This is a genomic window from Gordonia sp. PvP123, assembly GCF_040547295.1.
Lineage (GTDB): Bacteria > Actinomycetota > Actinomycetes > Mycobacteriales > Mycobacteriaceae > Gordonia > Gordonia terrae.
This window is the reverse complement of sequence record NZ_JBEPPN010000008.1, coordinates 108,688-126,556: the sequence shown is the minus strand read 5'-3', so window position 1 is coordinate 126,556 and position 17,869 is coordinate 108,688. Positions and strand designations below refer to the sequence as shown.

General features: G+C 69.6%; 11 protein-coding genes. 7 read left to right on the top strand and 4 right to left on the bottom strand.

Annotated elements, in window-relative coordinates; genetic code table 11:
• The first annotated feature begins 15 nt into the window (after nucleotides 1–15).
• Complete coding sequence (locus tag ABIC25_RS17235) at nucleotides 16–1,350, top strand: MFS transporter (RefSeq protein ID WP_354562402.1); 1,335 nt, start codon at nucleotides 16–18, stop codon at nucleotides 1,348–1,350.
• On the opposite strand, the gene ABIC25_RS17230 is transcribed toward ABIC25_RS17235, so the two are convergent.
• On the bottom strand, nucleotides 1,331–1,888 hold the full coding sequence (locus ABIC25_RS17230) for a hypothetical protein (protein ID WP_354562400.1): 558 nt from the start codon (nucleotides 1,886–1,888) through the stop codon (nucleotides 1,331–1,333). The two genes, ABIC25_RS17235 and ABIC25_RS17230, sit on opposite strands and share 20 nt — an antisense overlap.
• Before the next feature lie 120 nt (nucleotides 1,889–2,008).
• Between ABIC25_RS17230 and ABIC25_RS17225 the strand changes: the two genes are divergently transcribed.
• Nucleotides 2,009–3,100, top strand: a complete 1,092-nt coding sequence (locus tag ABIC25_RS17225) for an aminotransferase class V-fold PLP-dependent enzyme (RefSeq protein ID WP_354562399.1) — start codon at nucleotides 2,009–2,011, stop codon at nucleotides 3,098–3,100.
• A gap of 31 nt (nucleotides 3,101–3,131) precedes the next feature.
• Here ABIC25_RS17225 and ABIC25_RS17220 read toward each other — a convergent pair whose 3' ends face one another.
• Together ABIC25_RS17220 and ABIC25_RS17215 are read right to left on the bottom strand one after the other, a co-directional pair.
• Entirely contained in the window at nucleotides 3,132–4,661 is a 1,530-nt protein-coding gene (locus ABIC25_RS17220) for a glycerol-3-phosphate dehydrogenase/oxidase (RefSeq protein WP_354562398.1), read from the bottom strand.
• A 36-nt stretch (nucleotides 4,662–4,697) separates the two neighbouring features.
• Nucleotides 4,698–5,294, bottom strand: coding sequence for a TetR/AcrR family transcriptional regulator (locus tag ABIC25_RS17215; RefSeq protein ID WP_033204208.1), 597 nt, complete (start codon nucleotides 5,292–5,294; stop codon nucleotides 4,698–4,700).
• Between the two features lie 49 nt (nucleotides 5,295–5,343).
• Here ABIC25_RS17215 and ABIC25_RS17210 point away from each other — a divergent pair, with 49 nt between their 5' ends.
• Complete coding sequence (locus ABIC25_RS17210) at nucleotides 5,344–6,252, top strand: diacylglycerol/lipid kinase family protein (RefSeq protein ID WP_239403621.1); 909 nt, start codon at nucleotides 5,344–5,346, stop codon at nucleotides 6,250–6,252.
• Between the two features lie 28 nt (nucleotides 6,253–6,280).
• On the opposite strand, the gene ABIC25_RS17205 is transcribed toward ABIC25_RS17210, so the two are convergent.
• Complete coding sequence (locus tag ABIC25_RS17205; RefSeq protein ID WP_354562563.1) at nucleotides 6,281–7,747, bottom strand: CCA tRNA nucleotidyltransferase; 1,467 nt, start codon at nucleotides 7,745–7,747, stop codon at nucleotides 6,281–6,283.
• Between the two features lie 207 nt (nucleotides 7,748–7,954).
• On the opposite strand from ABIC25_RS17205, the gene ABIC25_RS17200 reads away from it, so the two are divergent.
• From ABIC25_RS17200 to ABIC25_RS17185, 4 genes are all read left to right on the top strand, one after another.
• Entirely contained in the window at nucleotides 7,955–9,202 is a 1,248-nt protein-coding gene (locus tag ABIC25_RS17200; RefSeq protein WP_354562397.1) for an NUDIX hydrolase, read from the top strand.
• The gene (locus ABIC25_RS17195) at nucleotides 9,093–11,927 is read left to right on the top strand and encodes a DUF6049 family protein (RefSeq protein WP_354562396.1); all 2,835 of its coding nucleotides are present in this window, start codon (nucleotides 9,093–9,095) and stop codon (nucleotides 11,925–11,927) included. The genes ABIC25_RS17200 and ABIC25_RS17195 overlap by 110 nt, the downstream gene beginning before the upstream one ends.
• Before the next feature lie 359 nt (nucleotides 11,928–12,286).
• Nucleotides 12,287–15,943 carry a murein biosynthesis integral membrane protein MurJ gene (gene murJ, locus ABIC25_RS17190; protein ID WP_354562561.1) on the top strand — a complete coding sequence of 1,219 codons (3,657 nt, stop codon included), beginning with the start codon at nucleotides 12,287–12,289 and terminating at the stop codon, nucleotides 15,941–15,943.
• Between the two features lie 211 nt (nucleotides 15,944–16,154).
• Nucleotides 16,155–17,354 (top strand): TetR/AcrR family transcriptional regulator, encoded by a 1,200-nt coding sequence (locus ABIC25_RS17185; protein WP_354562394.1) that lies wholly within the window; start codon nucleotides 16,155–16,157, stop codon nucleotides 17,352–17,354.
• The last annotated feature ends 515 nt before the right edge of the window (nucleotides 17,355–17,869 follow it).

Here is a 17,869-nt window from a genome sequence, read left to right as displayed (position 1 = left end):
CGGTACCCTGGATCAGTGAGCAGCACCCAGGTGACCCGTGACCGACGCGGGTGGTCGGTGTTCGTCCACTCCCTCCGTTCCTCGCCTGGACTCGGCCGCCTGCTGTCGGTGCGACTGTCGAGTCAGATCACCGACGGCATCTTCCAGGCCGCGCTGGTCGGCAGCATCCTCTTCAACCCGGAGCGTCACGCCGACCCGCTCGCGGTGGCCGGTGGCCTGGCAGTGCTGCTACTGCCGTATTCGCTCATCGGCCCGTTCGCGGGGGCGTTGCTCGACCACTGGGATCGACGCAACGTGTTGCTGTACGCGAACCTCCTGCGCGGACTGATCATCGGACTCGTCGCACTCTCGGTCGCCTCCGGCGCGCCCGACGTCGTGGTGCTGATCTCCGCGCTCGCCGCGACGGGCGCGAGCCGGTTCGTCGCCGCCGGGCTGTCCGCCGGACTGCCCCACGTCGCCCGGCGAGAAGTGCTCGTCGCCACCAACGCACTGTTCACGACACTCGGTGGCGCGATGCTCACCGTAGGGCTCGGCGTCACGCTGGGTCTGCGTGCGATCTTCGGGGACGACAACGTCGGTAGCGCCCTCACGATGCTCTCCGGGATCGTGCTCGCCGTCGTCTCCGGCGGGCTGGCACACGGGTTCCGCCCACTGCAGCTCGGTCCCGACGAGCCCGACGATCCGGGTCGTTCGGCGGTGCACGCGGTGTCCGTCGGGCTGTGGCACGGCGCGCGTGCCGTCGCGCACCACAAGACCGTGGCCGCCGCGCTCTCGGCGATCGGCGCGCATCGGCTCGTGTTCGGGATGAACACGCTGATGATCCTGGTGCTGACGCGCCAGATGGGTCCCGGCGACGGCCTCGACCGCGTCAGCGTCGTGATCGGCTTCACCGGCGCCGGTGCGCTTCTTGCCGCGGTCGTGACGCCGATCGCGGTGGCACGCGCGGGCCGGTACGCGACCATGCTCGTGGCGCTGGGCGTCGGGGCGGTCGCGGAACTCTCCGTGCTGAGTTTCGAGTTCGCGGTGATATGCGGTTCGGCATTCGTGCTGGGGCTCATCGGCCAGATCACGAAGCTGTGTGGAGACGTGGCGATGCAGGTCGACGTCGACGACGCGGTACGCGGTCAGGTGTTCTCGGTTCAGGACGCCGTGTTCAACATCGCCTATGTCGGTGCGGTGACGGTCGCGGCCCTCGCGATCCCCGACAACGGGCGGGCGACCGGGCTCGTCGTGCTCGGGGTGGTGCTGTACCTCCTCGGGATGCTCGTGGTGCGCCTCCTTCATCCGCGCGGGCACGGGTCCACCCAGCCCACGACCGTGCGGCCCACCGTCACCGACCCCGCCGCGTGAACCGCGGATCCCGCTTGTCGTAGGTCGCGTCGGCGATCCCGTCACCGTTCGTATCGACCAGGACCACATCGTGTCTGCCATCGGCATCGGAATCCACGTACAGACGTTCGCCGACGATCCGGCCGCCCCGGTCGGCTCCGACGATCTCGGCGTCGGGGTCACCGTCATCGTCGAGGTCGATTTGGGTGACGAGCGCCGCCGGGGGTCGCGAATTCTCGTCGGGGACGTCGCGCCGCGGCAGCTGGTCGCCGGCAAGGTCGGCTCGCGCGACGGGCCGGTCCCAGAGTCCCGCCCCGGAGTCGCGGTAGAACGCATCGGGCACTCCGTCGTCGTCGGTGTCGAGAGCGGCCACGTCAGCGACACCGTCCGCGTCCGTGTCCCACATCGCGTCATCGCGGTGTCCGTCGCCGTCGAAGTCGAGCCGGATGGCATCCAGGGCTTCGGACCGCGGGGTCCCGAGCGCGATATCGGCGGTGCCGGACCAGCGCGTCGTCCGACCGTCGCCGGTCCCGAAGAAGTACTCGATCGCCGGGTCCATGAGGTCTTGGACGCAGCGGGGCGTCGTCCGGTTCCCTGGAGTGGACACATCGCCGGGCCGGGTTTCACCGACGCACCCGCCGGGTGACCCCGCACCCGACCACCCGGTAGGTTGTGGCCCATGTATGTCAGCGATCTCGGCGAGCAGTGGCACGCGGCCCGGCTCGAACCAGCCCTGGCACATCTCGACTCTGCGTCGGCGGGTCGCTCCTCCTACGCACTGATCGGCGCGATGACGGCACATCTGTGGCGGGAGACCGAACGCGGTTCCTACGTCGCCGCTGACGACCGCGCCGATGAGATCGCGCGGGACACAAGGAATCTTGCCGCGCTCATCGGACACACCGGCGACGAGGTCGTCTTCCGTGAGAGCGCCCGCGCCGCACTGCGTGCCCTTCTCACCAACTGGAGCCTGCCCGTCACCTCGACGGTGTGGGTGGCCAAGAACGAATTCGGGCCCAACCTCGAGGAGTTCGAGCGCCGCGGCTACGCGGTGCGGACGATGCCCGACGGCGACGTCTACGGTCATGTCGACACCGACGCACTCGAGAACATGCTGCAGTTCGAGCAGCCCGACTTCATCCACGTCTGTCACATCGGCTCGATGTCCGGTGTGGTGCAGCCGGTCACGCGGATCGTCGAACTCGCGCACCGGGCCGGTGTGCCCGTGGTGGTGGACATGGCGCAGTCGGTGGGTCACGTCCCCACCGTCACCGGCGCCGACGTGGTCTACGGCACCAGCCGCAAATGGCTCACCGGCCCGCGCGGCGTCGGGTTCGTCGCGGTGCGCCGGGACTCGTTGCGGCCGGTCCGGATCGACGGCTCGGAGGCATTCATCGCCGGACGCCTCGGACTCGGTGTCGCCGTGCGCGAGCTGCTCGAGATCGGTCAGCAGCGCGTCTTCCGCGAACTCGCGAAGATCGGTCAGGCCACCCGGGAACGGCTCCACGGCATCGCGAGCTGGGAGGTGCTCGAACCACTCGACGAGCCGTCCGCGATCGTCACCCTCGCGCCGCCGCCCGGGTGGCAATTCGACGACATCGCCGCCGCCCGCGACAAGTTGCTCTCACTCGGCGTCCTGGTCACCGCCGCCGACACCTGGCGCGCGCCGCTCGCGACCGAGCACCCGGTCCTCCGGATCAGCCCGCATCTCGACGTGCGCAGAGCCGACCTCGACCGCGTAGCCGACGCCTTGCGCACGATGGGTTACTGACACACCCGGGAACGCCTCGACACCGGACTCCTCACCCGAGGACCTCGCCGACGATCCGCTCGATCTCCGGGCGGGCCGCGTCGGCGTCGCGCCGGACGAGTCCGATCCGGGTGCGCCGGTGCAGGATGTCGTCGGCGTCGAGGGCTCCCTCATGAGTCATCGCGAACTCGATCTCGGCGCGGGTGACGTCGATCCCGGGGACGATCGGATCCAGCGGACGGTCGATCGTCGCGGCGTCCACGACGGCCGGCGCCTCCCCACCGAAACGCTGCACCAGCGAAGGCGGCAGGCCCTGCTCCCGCGGAGTCCGCACCGCCCCCACCAGCGGCGTCGTGGTCGTGACACAGTCTCCGGCCGCCAGATCGGTGGTCGCCAGCGCGGCGTCGACGGCGTCCTGCGCCATGCGCCGGTAGGTGGTGAGCTTGCCGCCGAGGACGCTCACGAGACCGTCGCCGCGGACACCGACGTGGTGCTGCCGCGAGACGTCGGCCAGGGCATCGGCGTCGCGGCCGGCGGTGCCGCCGCGGGTGTCGACCAGGGGTCGCAGACCCGCGAACGTGCCGACGATGTCCGAGCGGTCGAGTGGCCGCGCGAGCGCGGGGTTGATCGCGTCGAGCAGGAAGTCGATCTCCGACTCGTCCGGCGTCGGGACATCCGGGATCGGTCCCGGCGCGGCGACATCGGTGAGGCCGACGTAGACGCGACCCAACTGGGCGGGTATCGCGAAGACGAACCGCGACACCGAGCCGCCCAGCGGGCTCATCAGCGCGGCGTCGGGATGGCCGAGCCTGGCCGCGTCGACGACGAGATGCGTTCCGCGACTGGGATAGACGGCGATGCCGTCGTCGATGCCGCCGGACCAGACCCCGGTCGCGTTGACGACCATCCGGGCACCGACGTCGAACCTCTCGCCGGTCTGCCGGTCGGTGAGGGTGGCCCCGCGGCCGTCCACGCGTTCGGCCCGGACCCTGGTGCAGATCGATGCGCCGTAACCCGCGGCCGTCCGCGCAAGTGCGATGACCAGTCGGGCATCGTCGATAAGCTGGCCGTCAGCGGCGGAGATCCCGCCGCGCAGACCATCGGGGGACACCGCCGGACAACGGCCGAGGGTCTCCAGCGCCGACAGCCGCGAGGGTGGGGGCAACAACGAATCGGAGGTACCGGCGTTGCGTCGGAGCACGTCTCCCGCCCGGAGACCCACACGGATGACAGAGCTCTGCCGGCCGCCGCGATCGGGGATGATCTGCCGGAGGGGGGCGATCAGATGTGGGGCGATGGCGGTCATGAGGTGATGACGCTCGACCGCGCTCTCCCGCGCGATCCGGATCTCACCCTTCGCCAAGTAGCGCAGGCCGCCGTGCACGAGCTTGCTGCTCCAGCGGGAGGTCCCGGCCGCCAGGTCGTCCTTCTCCACGAGCGCAACGCGCAGGCCACGGGTCGCGGCGTCGAGCGCCACGCCGGCGCCGGTGACACCGCCTCCGATCACCAACAGGTCGAGAGGTTCATCGGATGCCAACCGGTCCAGCGCACGGCGGCGGGTCTCGGCGGACAGCGTGGCCATCAGTGCCGTCCCGCCGCGGGATCGGTGCTCACGTCGTCACCCGTCGCCGCCCGGTCCGACCGGACGCAGGTAACCGGCCAACATCTCGTGCAATTCGACGCTCCAGCCGTCGGCGAGAATGTCGGACACCAGCGCCCCCGACTGCAGGAACGACTGCGCGATCAGCAGCACCATCGCGGCCATCCGCTTGGTGTCACCAGCACGCACCTGTCGCCGTTCCTGCCCCTGCGACAGCATGTCGGCGAGAATGGCGAGGATTCCCTGCTGGCTCGTACCCAGACGCTCGAAGACGTACGGCGACATGAACTCTCGCTGCTCACGCCACAGCGAGGCGATCAGTTCGTCGTCCCGGAGCGCGCCGACCACCGCCACCACCTGCCCGACGAGCGCGTCGAGATCGGCGGGCTCACCGGTTCCGCCGATGGCATCTTCGACCACCCCGAGGACCTCCCGGGTCAACAGACCGCGGATGATCTCGGTGATGTCGGGCCAGCGGCGGTACACCGTCGGTCGACTGACGCCTGCTTGTCGGGCCACTTCGGAGACAGTCACCTTGCGTCCGCCGCTACGCAGCAGGCAGCTCCGCGCTGCATCCAGAACGAGATCCCCGATCTCCTCGTTACGGATTGCCATGATGTGTAACACTGTAACGGATCACTTGAACGGCGGGGGGCCGACTCATATGACTATCGAACACGCCACAGTTGTGGCCAGTCCGTACGCGCGTCACGGAACGGGACTCCGTGTGGCGCACGACGCTGCGGAACTCCTGCGCGCCCGGGACGTGGAGGTGGAGGTCATCGTCGGCGAGGACATCGCCGACGCCGCCGATCTCGCGGGCAAGGCAGCACGGGGAGACACCGACGTCATCGTCGTCGTGGGGGGCGACGGCACGGTGCGTCTGGCGGTCGAGGCCATCATCGGATCCGGCAAGCCACTGGCCGTCATCCCGGCCGGCAGCGGAAACGACTTCGCGCGCAACCTCGGCATCCCGCTCGAGCCCGCCGATGCCGTCGAGGTCGTCCTCGCCGGACACCGCCGGCCCATCGACCTCGGCCGCGTCAGCTTCCCGGACGGTCAGACCGCGTTGTTCAGCACGGTCGCCGCCACCGGGTTCGACGCAGCCGTCACCGCCCGGGCGATCGACATGCGCCGCCCGCGCGGACAGTCGCGGTACACGATCGCGGCGCTGCTCGAGCTGCTCGCGCTGCGCTCGCGCCACTACCAGGTCCGAGTCGACGACCAGGCCGTCGAATCCGACCTCGTCTTCGCCGCGATCGGCAACACCACGTCGTACGGCGGCGGCATGAAGATCACTCCTGCGGCCTCGATCACCGATGGGCAGCTCGACGTGACGCTTGCGCTCACCCCGCCGCGGCTGGCCCGCTGGACGATTGCCCGCGTGTTCCCGAAGGTGTTCTCGGGCAAGCACATCGACAGTCCCAGCGTGCGGACCATGCGCGGCGAGGAAGTCGAGCTCTACTGCGATCCGCCGGCGCTGGTGTCGGTCGACGGCGACCTCGTCGGACAACTCCCGGCGGTCTTCGAAGCGGTGCCCCACGCGATCGAGGTCTTCGCACCCGCGAGCTGAGCCGGCCGGGGGGAAGCCGCGGGCGGCGTCACTTCCCGCCGCGGGCCGCCCACCATTCCCGCAACGCGTCCTCCGCCTCATCGCGGCTCAGTGGTCCGCGGTCGAGTCGCAGTTCTTTAAGGTGACGCCATGCCTGACCGACGATCGGACCGGGCGGCACACCGAGGAGCTCCATGATGGCGTTGCCGTCGAGGTCGGGACGGACCTTCTCCAGGTTCTCGGCCGCCTGCAGGGCGGCGATCCGCTGCTCGAGGTCGTCGTAGTTCTGTTGCAGACGCCGCGCGCGCCGTTTGTTGCGCGTGGTGCAGTCGGCGCGCACCAGTTTGTTCAGCCGGTCGAGCAGGGGACCCGCGTCGGTGACGTACCGGCGGACGGCCGAATCGGTCCACGCGCCGTCACCGTATCCATGGAACCTCAGATGCAGGAAGACCAGCTGCGCGACATCGGACACCACCGCTTTGGGGTACTTCAGGGCCCGCATCCGTTTGCGCACCATCTTCGCGCCGACCACCTCGTGATGGTGGAAGCTGACGCCGCCTCCCGGCTCGTGGCGGCGCGTCGCGGGCTTGCCGATGTCGTGCAGCAGGGCCGCCCAGCGCAACACCAGGTCCGGATCGCCGTCCTCGAGGTCGATGGCCTGGCGGAGCACGGTCAACGAGTGCTGGTAGACGTCCTTGTGCTGATGGTGTTCGTCGATGGTGAGCTTCATCCCCGGCACCTCGGGCAACACCCGCTCGGCCAGGCCGGTCTCGACCATGGCGTCGAGGGCCTCGATCGGGAACTCCCCGCAGATCAGCTTGTCCAGCTCGGTGCGAACGCGTTCGACGGTGATGCGTTCGATCTCGCCGTTCATCTCGGTGACGGCCTGCCACACCCGCGGCGCGAGCCGGAACCCCAGCTGGGAGACGAACCGGACCGCGCGCAGCATCCGGAGCGGGTCGTCGCCGAACGACTGCTCCGGGGTCGCCGGGGTGTCGATGACCCCCGCCAGGAGTGCGGTCAGACCGTCGAGTGGATCGCGGAAATCCTGGGCGCCGGAGGAACCGACCTGCACGGCCATCGCGTTCACCGTGAAGTCGCGCCGGATCAGATCGTCCTCGAGCGACTCCCCGAAGGTGACATCCGGATAGCGGCTGACCTGGTCATACGCGTCCGCGCGGAACGTCGTGATCTCGATCAGGTGGTCACCCTTTCGGACCCCGACCGTGCCGAACTCGATGCCGACGTCCCAGAACGCGTCGGCCCAGCCGCGGAGCAGCTGCGAGACCGCCTCCGGGCGCGCGTCGGTCGTGAAATCGAGGTCGTTGCCCAGCCGGCCGAGGACGGCGTCGCGCACCGAGCCGCCCACCAGGTACAGCTCGTGGCCCGCGGTCTCGAACAGTTCCCCGAGCGGCACGAGGACATCGTCGAGTCCGCGCAGCGCGATCGCGGCGGAGGCGAGCAGGCGCGTGCGCCGTTCCGGGTCCGTCGCGCTCGATCGCCCGTCCGAGCTCACCTGGTCCGAAGAGGCCGTCGTCCCGGACGAGGATGTGTCGTTCACGGCTTGTCACCCTACCGTCGTGACCCGCGCCGATGACGCCGCGCAGTTCGACGCCGACCACTCATACACTTCCCGCGCACTCTCGACACCCCGAATCCACAACCTACGCGCCCGGGGAGGCGTCCAGACAAACTGCAGGTGACCAGCCGCTAGCATCGTGGAGTGTCCACCGATTCCTCGACCAACCCTTCAGACGTCAGCGGCGTCTCGTCGGGTGCACATGGCGAGGGCGGCGGACAGGGCGAGCAGAACCCCGCCGGCCAGGGCCGTCGTTCCCGTCGCGGCCGCCGACGCCGGAGCCGTCGCAAGTCCGAGGCCCGCGGTGCCACGGCCGCCCACACGTCGGCATCGCACAAGCAGAGCGGCCACCCGCAGTCCTCGAACAGCCAGCCCAAGAACAAGCAGCCGGGTTCCGGCCAGGCGGGTTCCCGACCGGGCCACAAGCCGGGTTCACCCAACCCGGCGTCCGAACCGGCACCGTCGACACACCACCCGACGCCGAACGACCTCGCGCGCGCCCGGGCGTCGGATCCGGCGTGCCCGGACCCCGTCGAGGCCGAACCGGTCGACAAACTCCCTGTCGATCCCGACCGCGCACGGCCGCGGGTCACCCCGCCGAAGCCGTCGGACATGGTCTCCGTCAGCGCCAAGCTGACCAAGACCGGTCTGGCCCAGACGGGATCGGCGCCATCCGGAGGCAAGGCGTCGAAGGGCCGACGACGCTCATCACGACCCGACCGCGGATCCGAGCGTCCGGCCACCGAACGCACCCACTCCGACCGCGCCGGCACCGAGAAGCTCCGGACCGTGCGCGAGACCTCGGCGGGTGGCCTCGTCATCTCCGACCTCGACCTCCCCGTCGATCAGTTGTCGGCGGCGCTCATCGGCCGGGTCGACCGGCGGGGACGCACGATGTGGTCGTTGCCCAAGGGCCACATCGAGACCGGCGAGACCGCCGAACAGACCGCGATCCGTGAGGTCGAGGAGGAGACCGGCATCCAGGGCACCGTGGTCGCCCCGCTCGGCAAGATCGACTACTGGTTCGTCAGCGAGGGGCGTCGAATCCACAAGACGGTGCACCACTATCTCCTCCGGTGCACCGGTGGCGAACTCTCCGACGCCGACTACGAGGTGTCCGAGGTGGCCTGGGTGCCGTTGCACGAGCTCCCGCGCCGGCTCACGTACTCTGACGAGCGACGACTCGCCCGGATGGCCCGCGGCGTGATCGCCGAACTCGCCGCCGACCCGACCCGGCTGGCCCAGTCCGAGGCCGACAGCATTCGCACCGAACCCAACGCCTATGAGAAAGCCGCCGCCGCGCGCAACCAGCGCCGCAACGAGCCGCCGCCCCCGGCTCGTCCTCGTCGGCGCCGGCGCCGTCCACGACGGCCCGCGGCCGGCGATGGCTGAGCCGCGTCCGTCCGCCGCCGCACCTCGTTCGTCTCGTTCATCGGCGCTGTCGCGCGCGACGCGGTCCCGTGCGCGCACAGCCCTGGCCGCGGCCGTGGTCCTGGCCGTTCTCGGTCTGACGCTCCTGTCCGGCGCGGTGGGATCGGGACCGGCCTCGGCGGCACCCGAGACGAGCACCAGCGGATCCGACACCGGATCCGACACCTCGGACCAGCAATCCCCGAGCAGGTTCGCCCGCATAGTCATCGATTCGATGACGCCGAACATCGTGACCACGACCAGCCGACCGGTGGTCACCGTCAGCGGCCGCGTCGACAACGTCGGCGACCGGTCCATCACCGACCTCACCATCCGGCTCGAACGCGGGGATCCGGTCACGTCGGCCGCCGGCCTGCGGACCGATCTCGCCGACGAGGATCCCGCGGTCGCGGTGGCCGGTCCGTTCGAGGCGCTGTCCGACTCGCTCGCCCCCGGCGAGAGCGTCGGATTCCGCATGTCGATGGCCCTGTCGGCCAACAACGGCCCCGACGGTCAGGGCCTGGCCATCTCCCGGACCGGTGTCTACCCGATGCAGGTGAACGTCAACGGCACGCCCGAGTACGGCAACACCGCGCAGGTCGCGGGATCACGCATGCTCTTGCCGGTGTTGTCCCTCCCGCCCGACGAGACCCGCGCGGAAGGGTACGTCGACCCGTCCACCGAGTACTCCGACACCGACCCGGTCGCCGGGCTCGGACCGGACGGGTCTATCTCGGCGAACCTGTCCAGCCCGGCGCGCATGACCATGCTGTGGCCGCTGGCCGCACCGCCCCAGCTCGCCCCCGGCGTGCTCGGGGGCAACACCGAACCGGTCCGGCTGATCAACGAGAACATGGCCCGTTCCCTCGCCGACGGTGGTCGTCTCGACGAACTGCTGACGGCACTGCAGAAGGTCGTCGGCGAACCCCCACCTGCGCAGTCGGATTCGACCGCGTCGGGCTCAGCTCCACCGGAGACGTCGGAGAGCCCTGAACCCGCCGCACTGCCAGGGTCGGAGAAACTCGCCGACAGCATGTGCCTCGCCGTCGATCCCGACCTCATCGTCACGGTGCGCGCGATGTCACTGGGATACGAGGTGTCCGACAATCCCGCCGATCCGAGGTCGTCGACCCGCCCCGGCAGCGGAGTCGAGGCCGCCGGACGCTGGCTCGACACGCTGCGCTGGACCGCGCAGCGGATGTGCGTCGTGGCGCTGCCGTACGCGCAGGCGGACCTGACCTCGCTCTCCCGGATCGGCAACGCCGGACTCACCGAAGCCGCGCTGCGGTCGCCCGCCGACATCGTCGACACCGTCCTGGGTGTGCGGAGCGTGCGTGGTCTGTCGATACCGGCCCTGGGCGCCATCGACTCCGACGGTGCGGCGACGCTCACCGGGGCCGGGCTCGCCGCGACCGCGGTGGCGTCGAATTCCGTCGCACCGACGGGCCGTCGTGACGACGCCGGGCGCTACCGGATCGGCGACCTCGCGGCGCAGACCTACGATGCGCCGGTCACGGCGTCGTTCGCCGCCATCGGTACCGCGCCGTCCACCCCCGCGCTGACGCCACCCGACCAACGCGTCGACCTGTCCGACGAGTCCGAGGGAAGTCGCAGGCAGAGTGCGATCGGCGCGCTGGCGTACCCGGCGATCGCCGCCCCGGAGGCCGCACCGACCGGGTCCGATTCCCGGCCGTCGCCTCGCGACCCGGTCGTCGGGAGATCGGCATTCCTGCTGCCACCGACGTACTGGTCTCCGACGACCACCGACGCCGAGGCCCTGTTCGCCACCGCGCGCCTGCTGCTCGAGTCCGGTGCCGCGACGCCGACGCCCCTGCCGACGCTGGTCGCCGAACTCGGGTCCGCTCCCGAGCAGGCACGACTGATCGACCCGCCCGGGGTCGGGCCCGTCGGCCGCATCGGTTCGGTGCTGACAACCGACGCCACCGCGTCGATACGGCGCAACGTCGAGGACAGCTGGCAGTTCGAGGGCGCCCTGGTGCGCTCGGCGGATGTCGCCGCGACCCCCGAGCGCTACATGTCCCCGCTGCGCGAGGACCAGTTGCGGGCCATCCGCTCGCCGGATGCCTGGGGTTCGGCCGTCTACACCCATCTGCGCCGGGCGCAGGCCGAGCGCATCGACGCGGTGTCGTCGACCCTGCACGGGATGTCCCGGTCGGTCACGATCCTCGATCCCGGCGGTCGCTACACGCTGGCCTCCGAGCGCAGTCCGCTGCTGCTGGTCGTGAAGAACGACCTCGCGCTGCCGGTACGCGCCCGGATCACCACGTCCGAACCGGCCGGCATCGAGATCGGCGACCTCGGCGTCATCGAGATCCCCGCCCGCGGCACCCGGCAGATCCAGCTGCCCACGCAGGGCGAGGCGTCCGAGGCGATCAGTGTCGAGATCCGCTTGTCGACGGTCACCGGCGTGCCGCTCGGCGAGCCGATCAGTCTGTCCGTCCACACCAACGCCTACGGCAAACCGCTCTTCTACATCACGATCATCGCCGCGGCAGCACTCGTCCTGCTCACCGCCCGGCGCCTGTGGCATCGTTTCCGCGGCCAGCCCGATCCCGCCGACGCCGACCGGCCCGAACCCGACGAACTCGAGCGGATGCTCGCCGGAAGCGGGTATCAGGAGCGACGCCGTACCCTGCAGAGCGAGGGTCGGATGCACGGCGAGGAACCGGACGATGACCCCTCATGACCGACATCAGACGACCCGAGGACGGCGGCAGAAGCGACGTGACCTGGAACGATGAGCCGCGTGCACCGCGGTCGGGGAAACCCGGCCCGGTGCCGCCCCAGCGTCCCGAGCGCGCCGCACCCCAACGGATCCCGCCGAACCGGGTCGCCGGTGGACGGGTCGCGCCCACGCGGATCCCGCCCGGCTCCCCGGACCCGAGGTCGACGACTCCGCGGACTGCCGACCCGCGGTCGTCGACTCCCCGACCCGGCCGGCCCACTCCCTCGGCCGGTCGTCCGCCGACGCCCCGCCCGCCCGCACCCCCGGTGGCCCCGTCGGCCCGACCCGACGCGTCACCCGCTGAGGGCAACACGCGGATCATGACCGCGCCCGCCCCCGATCGTCCGTCGGGCGGCCCGGCGTCCACCGCCGCGGCGTCGGAGGAGAAGGCGTCGTCGACGGGTCTGGCGCGCGACTCCGACTCGAGCATCCTGCGCACCAGCGGATCCATCGCGATCGCGACGCTGTTCAGCCGCATCACGGGCTTCCTGCGCACCGTGCTGATCCTGGCGATGCTCGGACCCGCCATCGCGTCGGCATTCCAGGCGGCCGATGTGCTGCCGAACATGATCGCCGAGGTGGTGCTCGGTGCGGTCCTGACCGCGATCGTGATCCCGCTGCTGGCCCGGGCCGAAGCCGAGGACAAGGACGGCGGAGAGGGGTTCATCAACCGGATCTTCACCATCACCGTCGTCGTCCTCGGGTCGGCGACGGTGGTGGCGGTGATCGCGGCACCGCTGCTGACCTATCTCAATCTGGGCGACGGCCAGGTCGATCGCGAGCTCGCCACCGCGCTCGCCTACCTGCTGCTCCCGGAGATCCTGTTCTACGGACTGTCCGCGCTGTTCATCGCGATCCTGAATCTCCGCGGACACTTCAAACCGGGAGCCTGGGCGCCCGTCCTGAACAACGTCGTGCAGATCACCACGCTCGTGCTCTACGCGGTGGTGCCCGGCGAGATCACCCTCAACCCCGTCCGGATGTCCGACCCGCAACTCCTGGTGCTGGGTATCGGTTGCACGACCGGTGTCGTCCTGCAGGCCCTCATCCTGGTGCCGTTCCTGCGGAAGTCGGGCGTGCGCCTCCGCCTGCAGTGGGGCATCGATGACCGGTTACGCCAGTTCGGGAACATGGCGGTCGCCATCGTCGCCTATGTCGCGCTGCTCCAGGTGGGCCTGATCGTCACGTACCGGATCGCGTCGTCGGCCGACGCCTCGGGCGTGAGCATCTACTTCACGCACTGGCAGTTGCTGCAGCTTCCGTACGGCGTGTTGGGCGTGACCATCCTGACCGCGATCATGCCGCGACTTTCCCGCAACGCCACCGCGGACGACACCAAGGCCGTCGTCGACGATCTCTCGCTGGCGACCAGGCTCACGATGGTCGCCCTCGTCCCGGTCGTGTCGTTCATGACGTTCTTCGGACCGGCCATCGCCATCGCCGTGTTCAACTTCGGCAAGTTCGACGCCGCGTCCGCGTCGCAACTGGGTTCGGTGCTGTCCTGGGGTGCGTTCACGCTCATCCCGTATTCGATGACCCTCGTCCAGCTCCGCGTGTTCTATGCGCGCGAGGACGCGTGGACCCCGACGTTCATCGCGCTGGGCATCACCGTGGTCAAGGTCGCGTCGTCGTATCTCGGGCCGGTGCTCTTCGACGATCCCGAACTCATCGTGCGCTGGCTCGCTCTGTCGAACGGACTGGGTTATCTCGTCGGTGCCGTCGTCGGACACTTCCTGCTCCGCAGCCGGCTGCGCGGGGCCCGGCTCTCCGATGTGGCACGCACGTCCGTCGTGACCTTCGCCGTCTCGATCGGGGTCTCCGGGACCGTCTGGGCCGTGGCGAAGCTGAGCGGTCTCGACCACATGATCGGCTGGCTGGGCAAGGTCGGTTCCGTGCTCTACCTCGGCCTCACCGCCGCGGTGGTGCTCGCGGTGACCTACGCCGGACTGGCCGCGGCCCGCGTGCCCGACGTGGTCGCGATCGGGCTGGCGGTTCGACGTCTCCTCGGCCGGTTCATCCCCTCGCTCGCCCCGCCGGCACAGCCCGAACGTGAACAGTCACCGGCGATCACAGTTCAGTTTCCGCGGGTCACCGGCGACGAATCGCTCCCGTACTCTGGTCAGGTACAGGTGCTGCGCCGCTTCGACAGAGGTACCGCGACGTGGCAGTCGTACTCCGTGCATTCCGGTGGCGCGATCGGCGCGACCCGGGATGTGCGCCCCATCCCGGAACGCGCGCCGGTGCCGCGCGACATCAGATACCGCAGGAGAGGAGTCCGTCGCGTGAGTGACAGTGAGGTCGACACCACCGCTGCCACCGGGCCGCCCACCGAGCCCGGAGCCGGCGACACACCCACTCCACCGACTCCGACTCCCGCCGATGCCGGTACGGTCGGCACCGCCGACACCGCAGCGAGCCCCCGCCGCCGCGGACCGCGCCTCATCCCCGGCGCGGCGGTCGCCGGTGGTCGGTACCGACTGCTCGAGCAGCACGGCGGCACCCGCGGACTCCAGTTCTGGCGAGCCCAGGACATCAACCTCGACCGCGAGGTCGCTTTGACCTTCGTCGACGCCGAGCAGTTGGCGCCGCCCCCCGAACGCGGCCAGGCCGCGAAGATGTCCGACCAGGGACCGCAGGCAGTCCTGTCGCGCACCCTGCGTCTCGGCCAGATCAACTCCGACGGCGTGGCACGCGTCCTCGACGTCGTCCGCGGGTCCTCCGGCGGCATCGTCGTCGCCGAGTGGGTGCCCGGATCATCGCTGGCCGATGTGGCGCGATCGGAACCGTCACCGATCGGCGCCGCCCGCGCGGTGCGTTCGCTCGCCGCGGCCGCCGAGATCGCCCACCGCTCCGGTGGTGCGTTGTCGATCGATCATCCCGACCGCATCCGGATCAGCCACGACGGCAATGCCGTGCTGGCGTTCCCGGGGACCCTTGCCGGCGACGACAAGGCGTCCGACGTCCGCGGACTCGGGGCGGTGCTGTACGCGCTGCTGCTCAACCGCTGGGCGCTCGACCCCTCCGACGGGTCCCGGCTGATCACCACCGCCGACACCGCCGAACCCGTGGGCGGGATCCCGGTCGCCGCTCCCGGTGACGACGGCCGACCGGTCGAGCCGCGAGTGATCAAGCCCGACACCCCGTTCGAGATCTCGGCTGTCGCCGCGCGCGCTCTCGACGGGACCCGGGGTATCCGAACCGCCGCCACCGTCCAGCATGTGCTCGACCAGGCCACCGTCGTCGACCTCAACACCGACATGCTGCCGGCCATTACCGATGCAGACGCTCCACCGCCGGTGACGGTGACACCGCGTCTGGGCGGCAGCGGCGGCGAGAAGCCGCCGCGGCGCAACCTGGCGCTGCTCATCGGCGCCGGACTGCTGGCCCTGTTCATCGTCATAGCGCTGATCGTGGGCGCCACCAACGTCTTCGGTGGCAGCGACGGATCGAGCGACATCGACTCCATCCTCACCACCACCGAGCCTGCACCCTCGCCCGGCGCCAACCCGCCGCCGACCCCGGCGGCGCCGGCTGCTCCGACACCGATCGCGCTGCAATCGGTCTCGGTGGTCGATTTCTCCGCGCAGACGCCGGACAACTCGGCGAATGTCCGCAACGTGATCACCGGTGCCGCACCGCCGTGGCAGACAGACAATTACCGCGGCCGGCCGGATTTCGGCGGACTCAAGCCGGGATTGGGACTCATGTTCGACCTCGGCGCGGAGCGCACGGTCCGGTCGGTCACCATCGAGAGCCCGACGCCCGGTATCGGCGTCGAGATCCGTACCGCACCGTCGGCGCGTCCGGCCTTCGCCAGGACCACGACGGTGGCCTCGGGACAGGTGGACCAGGCGTCGACCACGATCCCGATCGCGCAACCGCCGACCACCCGTTATGTGATGGTCTGGCTCACGAGCCTGCCGAGTTCCGGAAGCGGCTACCAGGCGGAGATCTCTCGCGTCACGATGGCCGGCTGACACGCCGCCGCATGTAACCGGCCGTGGCTCGCTGCGAGTGATCGGCAGCGAGTGATCGAGATCATGCGTGCAACTTCGGGCTCCGCTCCGACTAACTCATATGGAGAACTGCAGCCCCCGCCTACACGACAATCGTGATTCCGAAGCATCAGTTCAGTCAGCTGAACCGCTGACGGCGACGACGCCGCCTCTGGAACGTGGGCAATCGGGGGTGGCGAACCCCACTCGGCCGGACCGGTTCGTCACGGCAGCCACGACCCTTTTCCAGGACCACGGCTACCGCAACGTGAGTATGGAACAGATCGGTGGGGCAGTCGGCTTGACGGGACCGGCCGTGTATCGGCATTTCCCGTCCAAACAGGACATCCTCGCGACGGCGCTGACAACACAGGTCCACACCGTGCGTGACTTCCTGTCGGATGCGCAGGATCATGGCGACACACCGGTCGAGCAACTCGGACTGTTCTTCGACGCCTTGAGTGAGATGACTGCGCATCGGGACGCCTCCACGCTCTGGAATCGCGAACGGCTGCACCTCTCTCACGCGGACCTCGACACCATGAACGCGTACTTCGGCGTGCTGACGGACAAGTTGGCATGCAAGATCTGTGCCGCCCGACACGACGTCGACTCGATGGACGCGAAACTTCTCGCCACGGCTGCCCTGAGCGTGTACTCGAACGCCGCCCAGATCCGCGGATCGCTCACCGCCAAACGGCTGATGAAAGTGCAACGCGCCGTTACCGACTCGATTCTCGGTTGCGAGCTACCGCGGGCCCCCGGCCCTCCGGTTACACAAGCGCCACATTCACGCCGCAGTCCCGCCGCGCGACGTGAACGCATCCTCGACGCCGCCACCCAATTGTTCTTCGACCGCGGGTTCCGCGATGTCCGCATCGAGGAGATCGCCGCTCGAGCCGGTGTGTCGGTGACGACCGTCTACCAGGAGTACGCCGGCAAGACCGTCATCCTGGGGACCGTGCTCCGCCGGGGCCTCGAGGGTCTCTTGTCGGCCTCCATCGCTGCGCTCGACGGTTCGTCCCGAGCAGACGCGCTCGATGTGCTGCTCGGCACCTTCGTCGAGTTCTCGCTCAGCTCGAACGGGCGGATACTCGCGGTGGCTCTTCGTGATGCCGTGTATCTGCCGGAGGAGAGTCGGATCGCGCTCGGCCGGACAGCCTCGGACTACACCGCCGAGTGGACCACGGCGATCCTCGCGCAGACGCCTGGTTTGTCGATCGACGATGCGAAGGCTCTGGAGAAGTCGCTCGCCGGATTCGCCTGCGAGGTGATCTCGTCGCCCGAACTCAGGTCCCGACCCGGCATCGACAGCGAGCTTCGAGCCCTGGCCTACGGCATCCTGAGTCCGTCCGGGCTCAGCAGATCGCACCCACGTAGGTCCGCGCACTGACACCAGCAGAGCCGATCGCGCGATCTGCACATCGATACCAAATAGTGACCTCTGCTTTTTTCGTCGGTACAGCAGCGGCGGAGCGACCACACGCGGATTCTCACGGGCGATCCGACCGCGAGGAGTGTGCCCCGAAATCGGGAATCTGCACCGGACGCGATTGCACAATGCCGACTCACTGGAACGTCCCTCCCACCGACGGTGCCAAGCGGACGAACAGCGAATTTCCGGAACCCGATTCGTCGACTGTCCTGGATCGGTTCGCACCGAGCACCCGTTACACCGGATAGCGGGCATTAACGCTCAGCTCTCTCGATGTCGGTGCGGCCTGTTCTCCGTACCGTCGGGTATCCGGGTGGTGAGCGAATCTGCATGCGCCACGGTTCTTTACGAGAAGATGTCGGGCGCCGAGCGCCGGCCGCAACCGGTACGTCCTCGCCTCGCCAACGCCGCAAACCTCTGCTAGCGTCGATTTCAGGTCGTCGGGGAGGGCGACCATCTCTACTTCAGAACAC

What these genes read in the sequence shown, in the direction of transcription:
- ABIC25_RS17230 (WP_354562400.1), bottom strand. Translation starts at nt 1,888, where the DNA reads ATGGACCCGGCGATCGAGTACTTCTTCGGGACCGGCGACGGTCGGACG.
- murJ (WP_354562561.1), top strand. Translation starts at nt 12,287, where the DNA reads ATGACCGCGCCCGCCCCCGATCGTCCGTCGGGCGGCCCGGCGTCCACC.
- ABIC25_RS17220 (WP_354562398.1), bottom strand. Translation starts at nt 4,661, where the DNA reads ATGGCCACGCTGTCCGCCGAGACCCGCCGCCGTGCGCTGGACCGGTTG.
- ABIC25_RS17195 (WP_354562396.1), top strand. Translation starts at nt 9,093, where the DNA reads ATGAGAAAGCCGCCGCCGCGCGCAACCAGCGCCGCAACGAGCCGCCGC.
- ABIC25_RS17210 (WP_239403621.1), top strand. Translation starts at nt 5,344, where the DNA reads ATGACTATCGAACACGCCACAGTTGTGGCCAGTCCGTACGCGCGTCAC.
- ABIC25_RS17225 (WP_354562399.1), top strand. Translation starts at nt 2,009, where the DNA reads ATGTATGTCAGCGATCTCGGCGAGCAGTGGCACGCGGCCCGGCTCGAA.
- ABIC25_RS17215 (WP_033204208.1), bottom strand. Translation starts at nt 5,294, where the DNA reads ATGGCAATCCGTAACGAGGAGATCGGGGATCTCGTTCTGGATGCAGCG.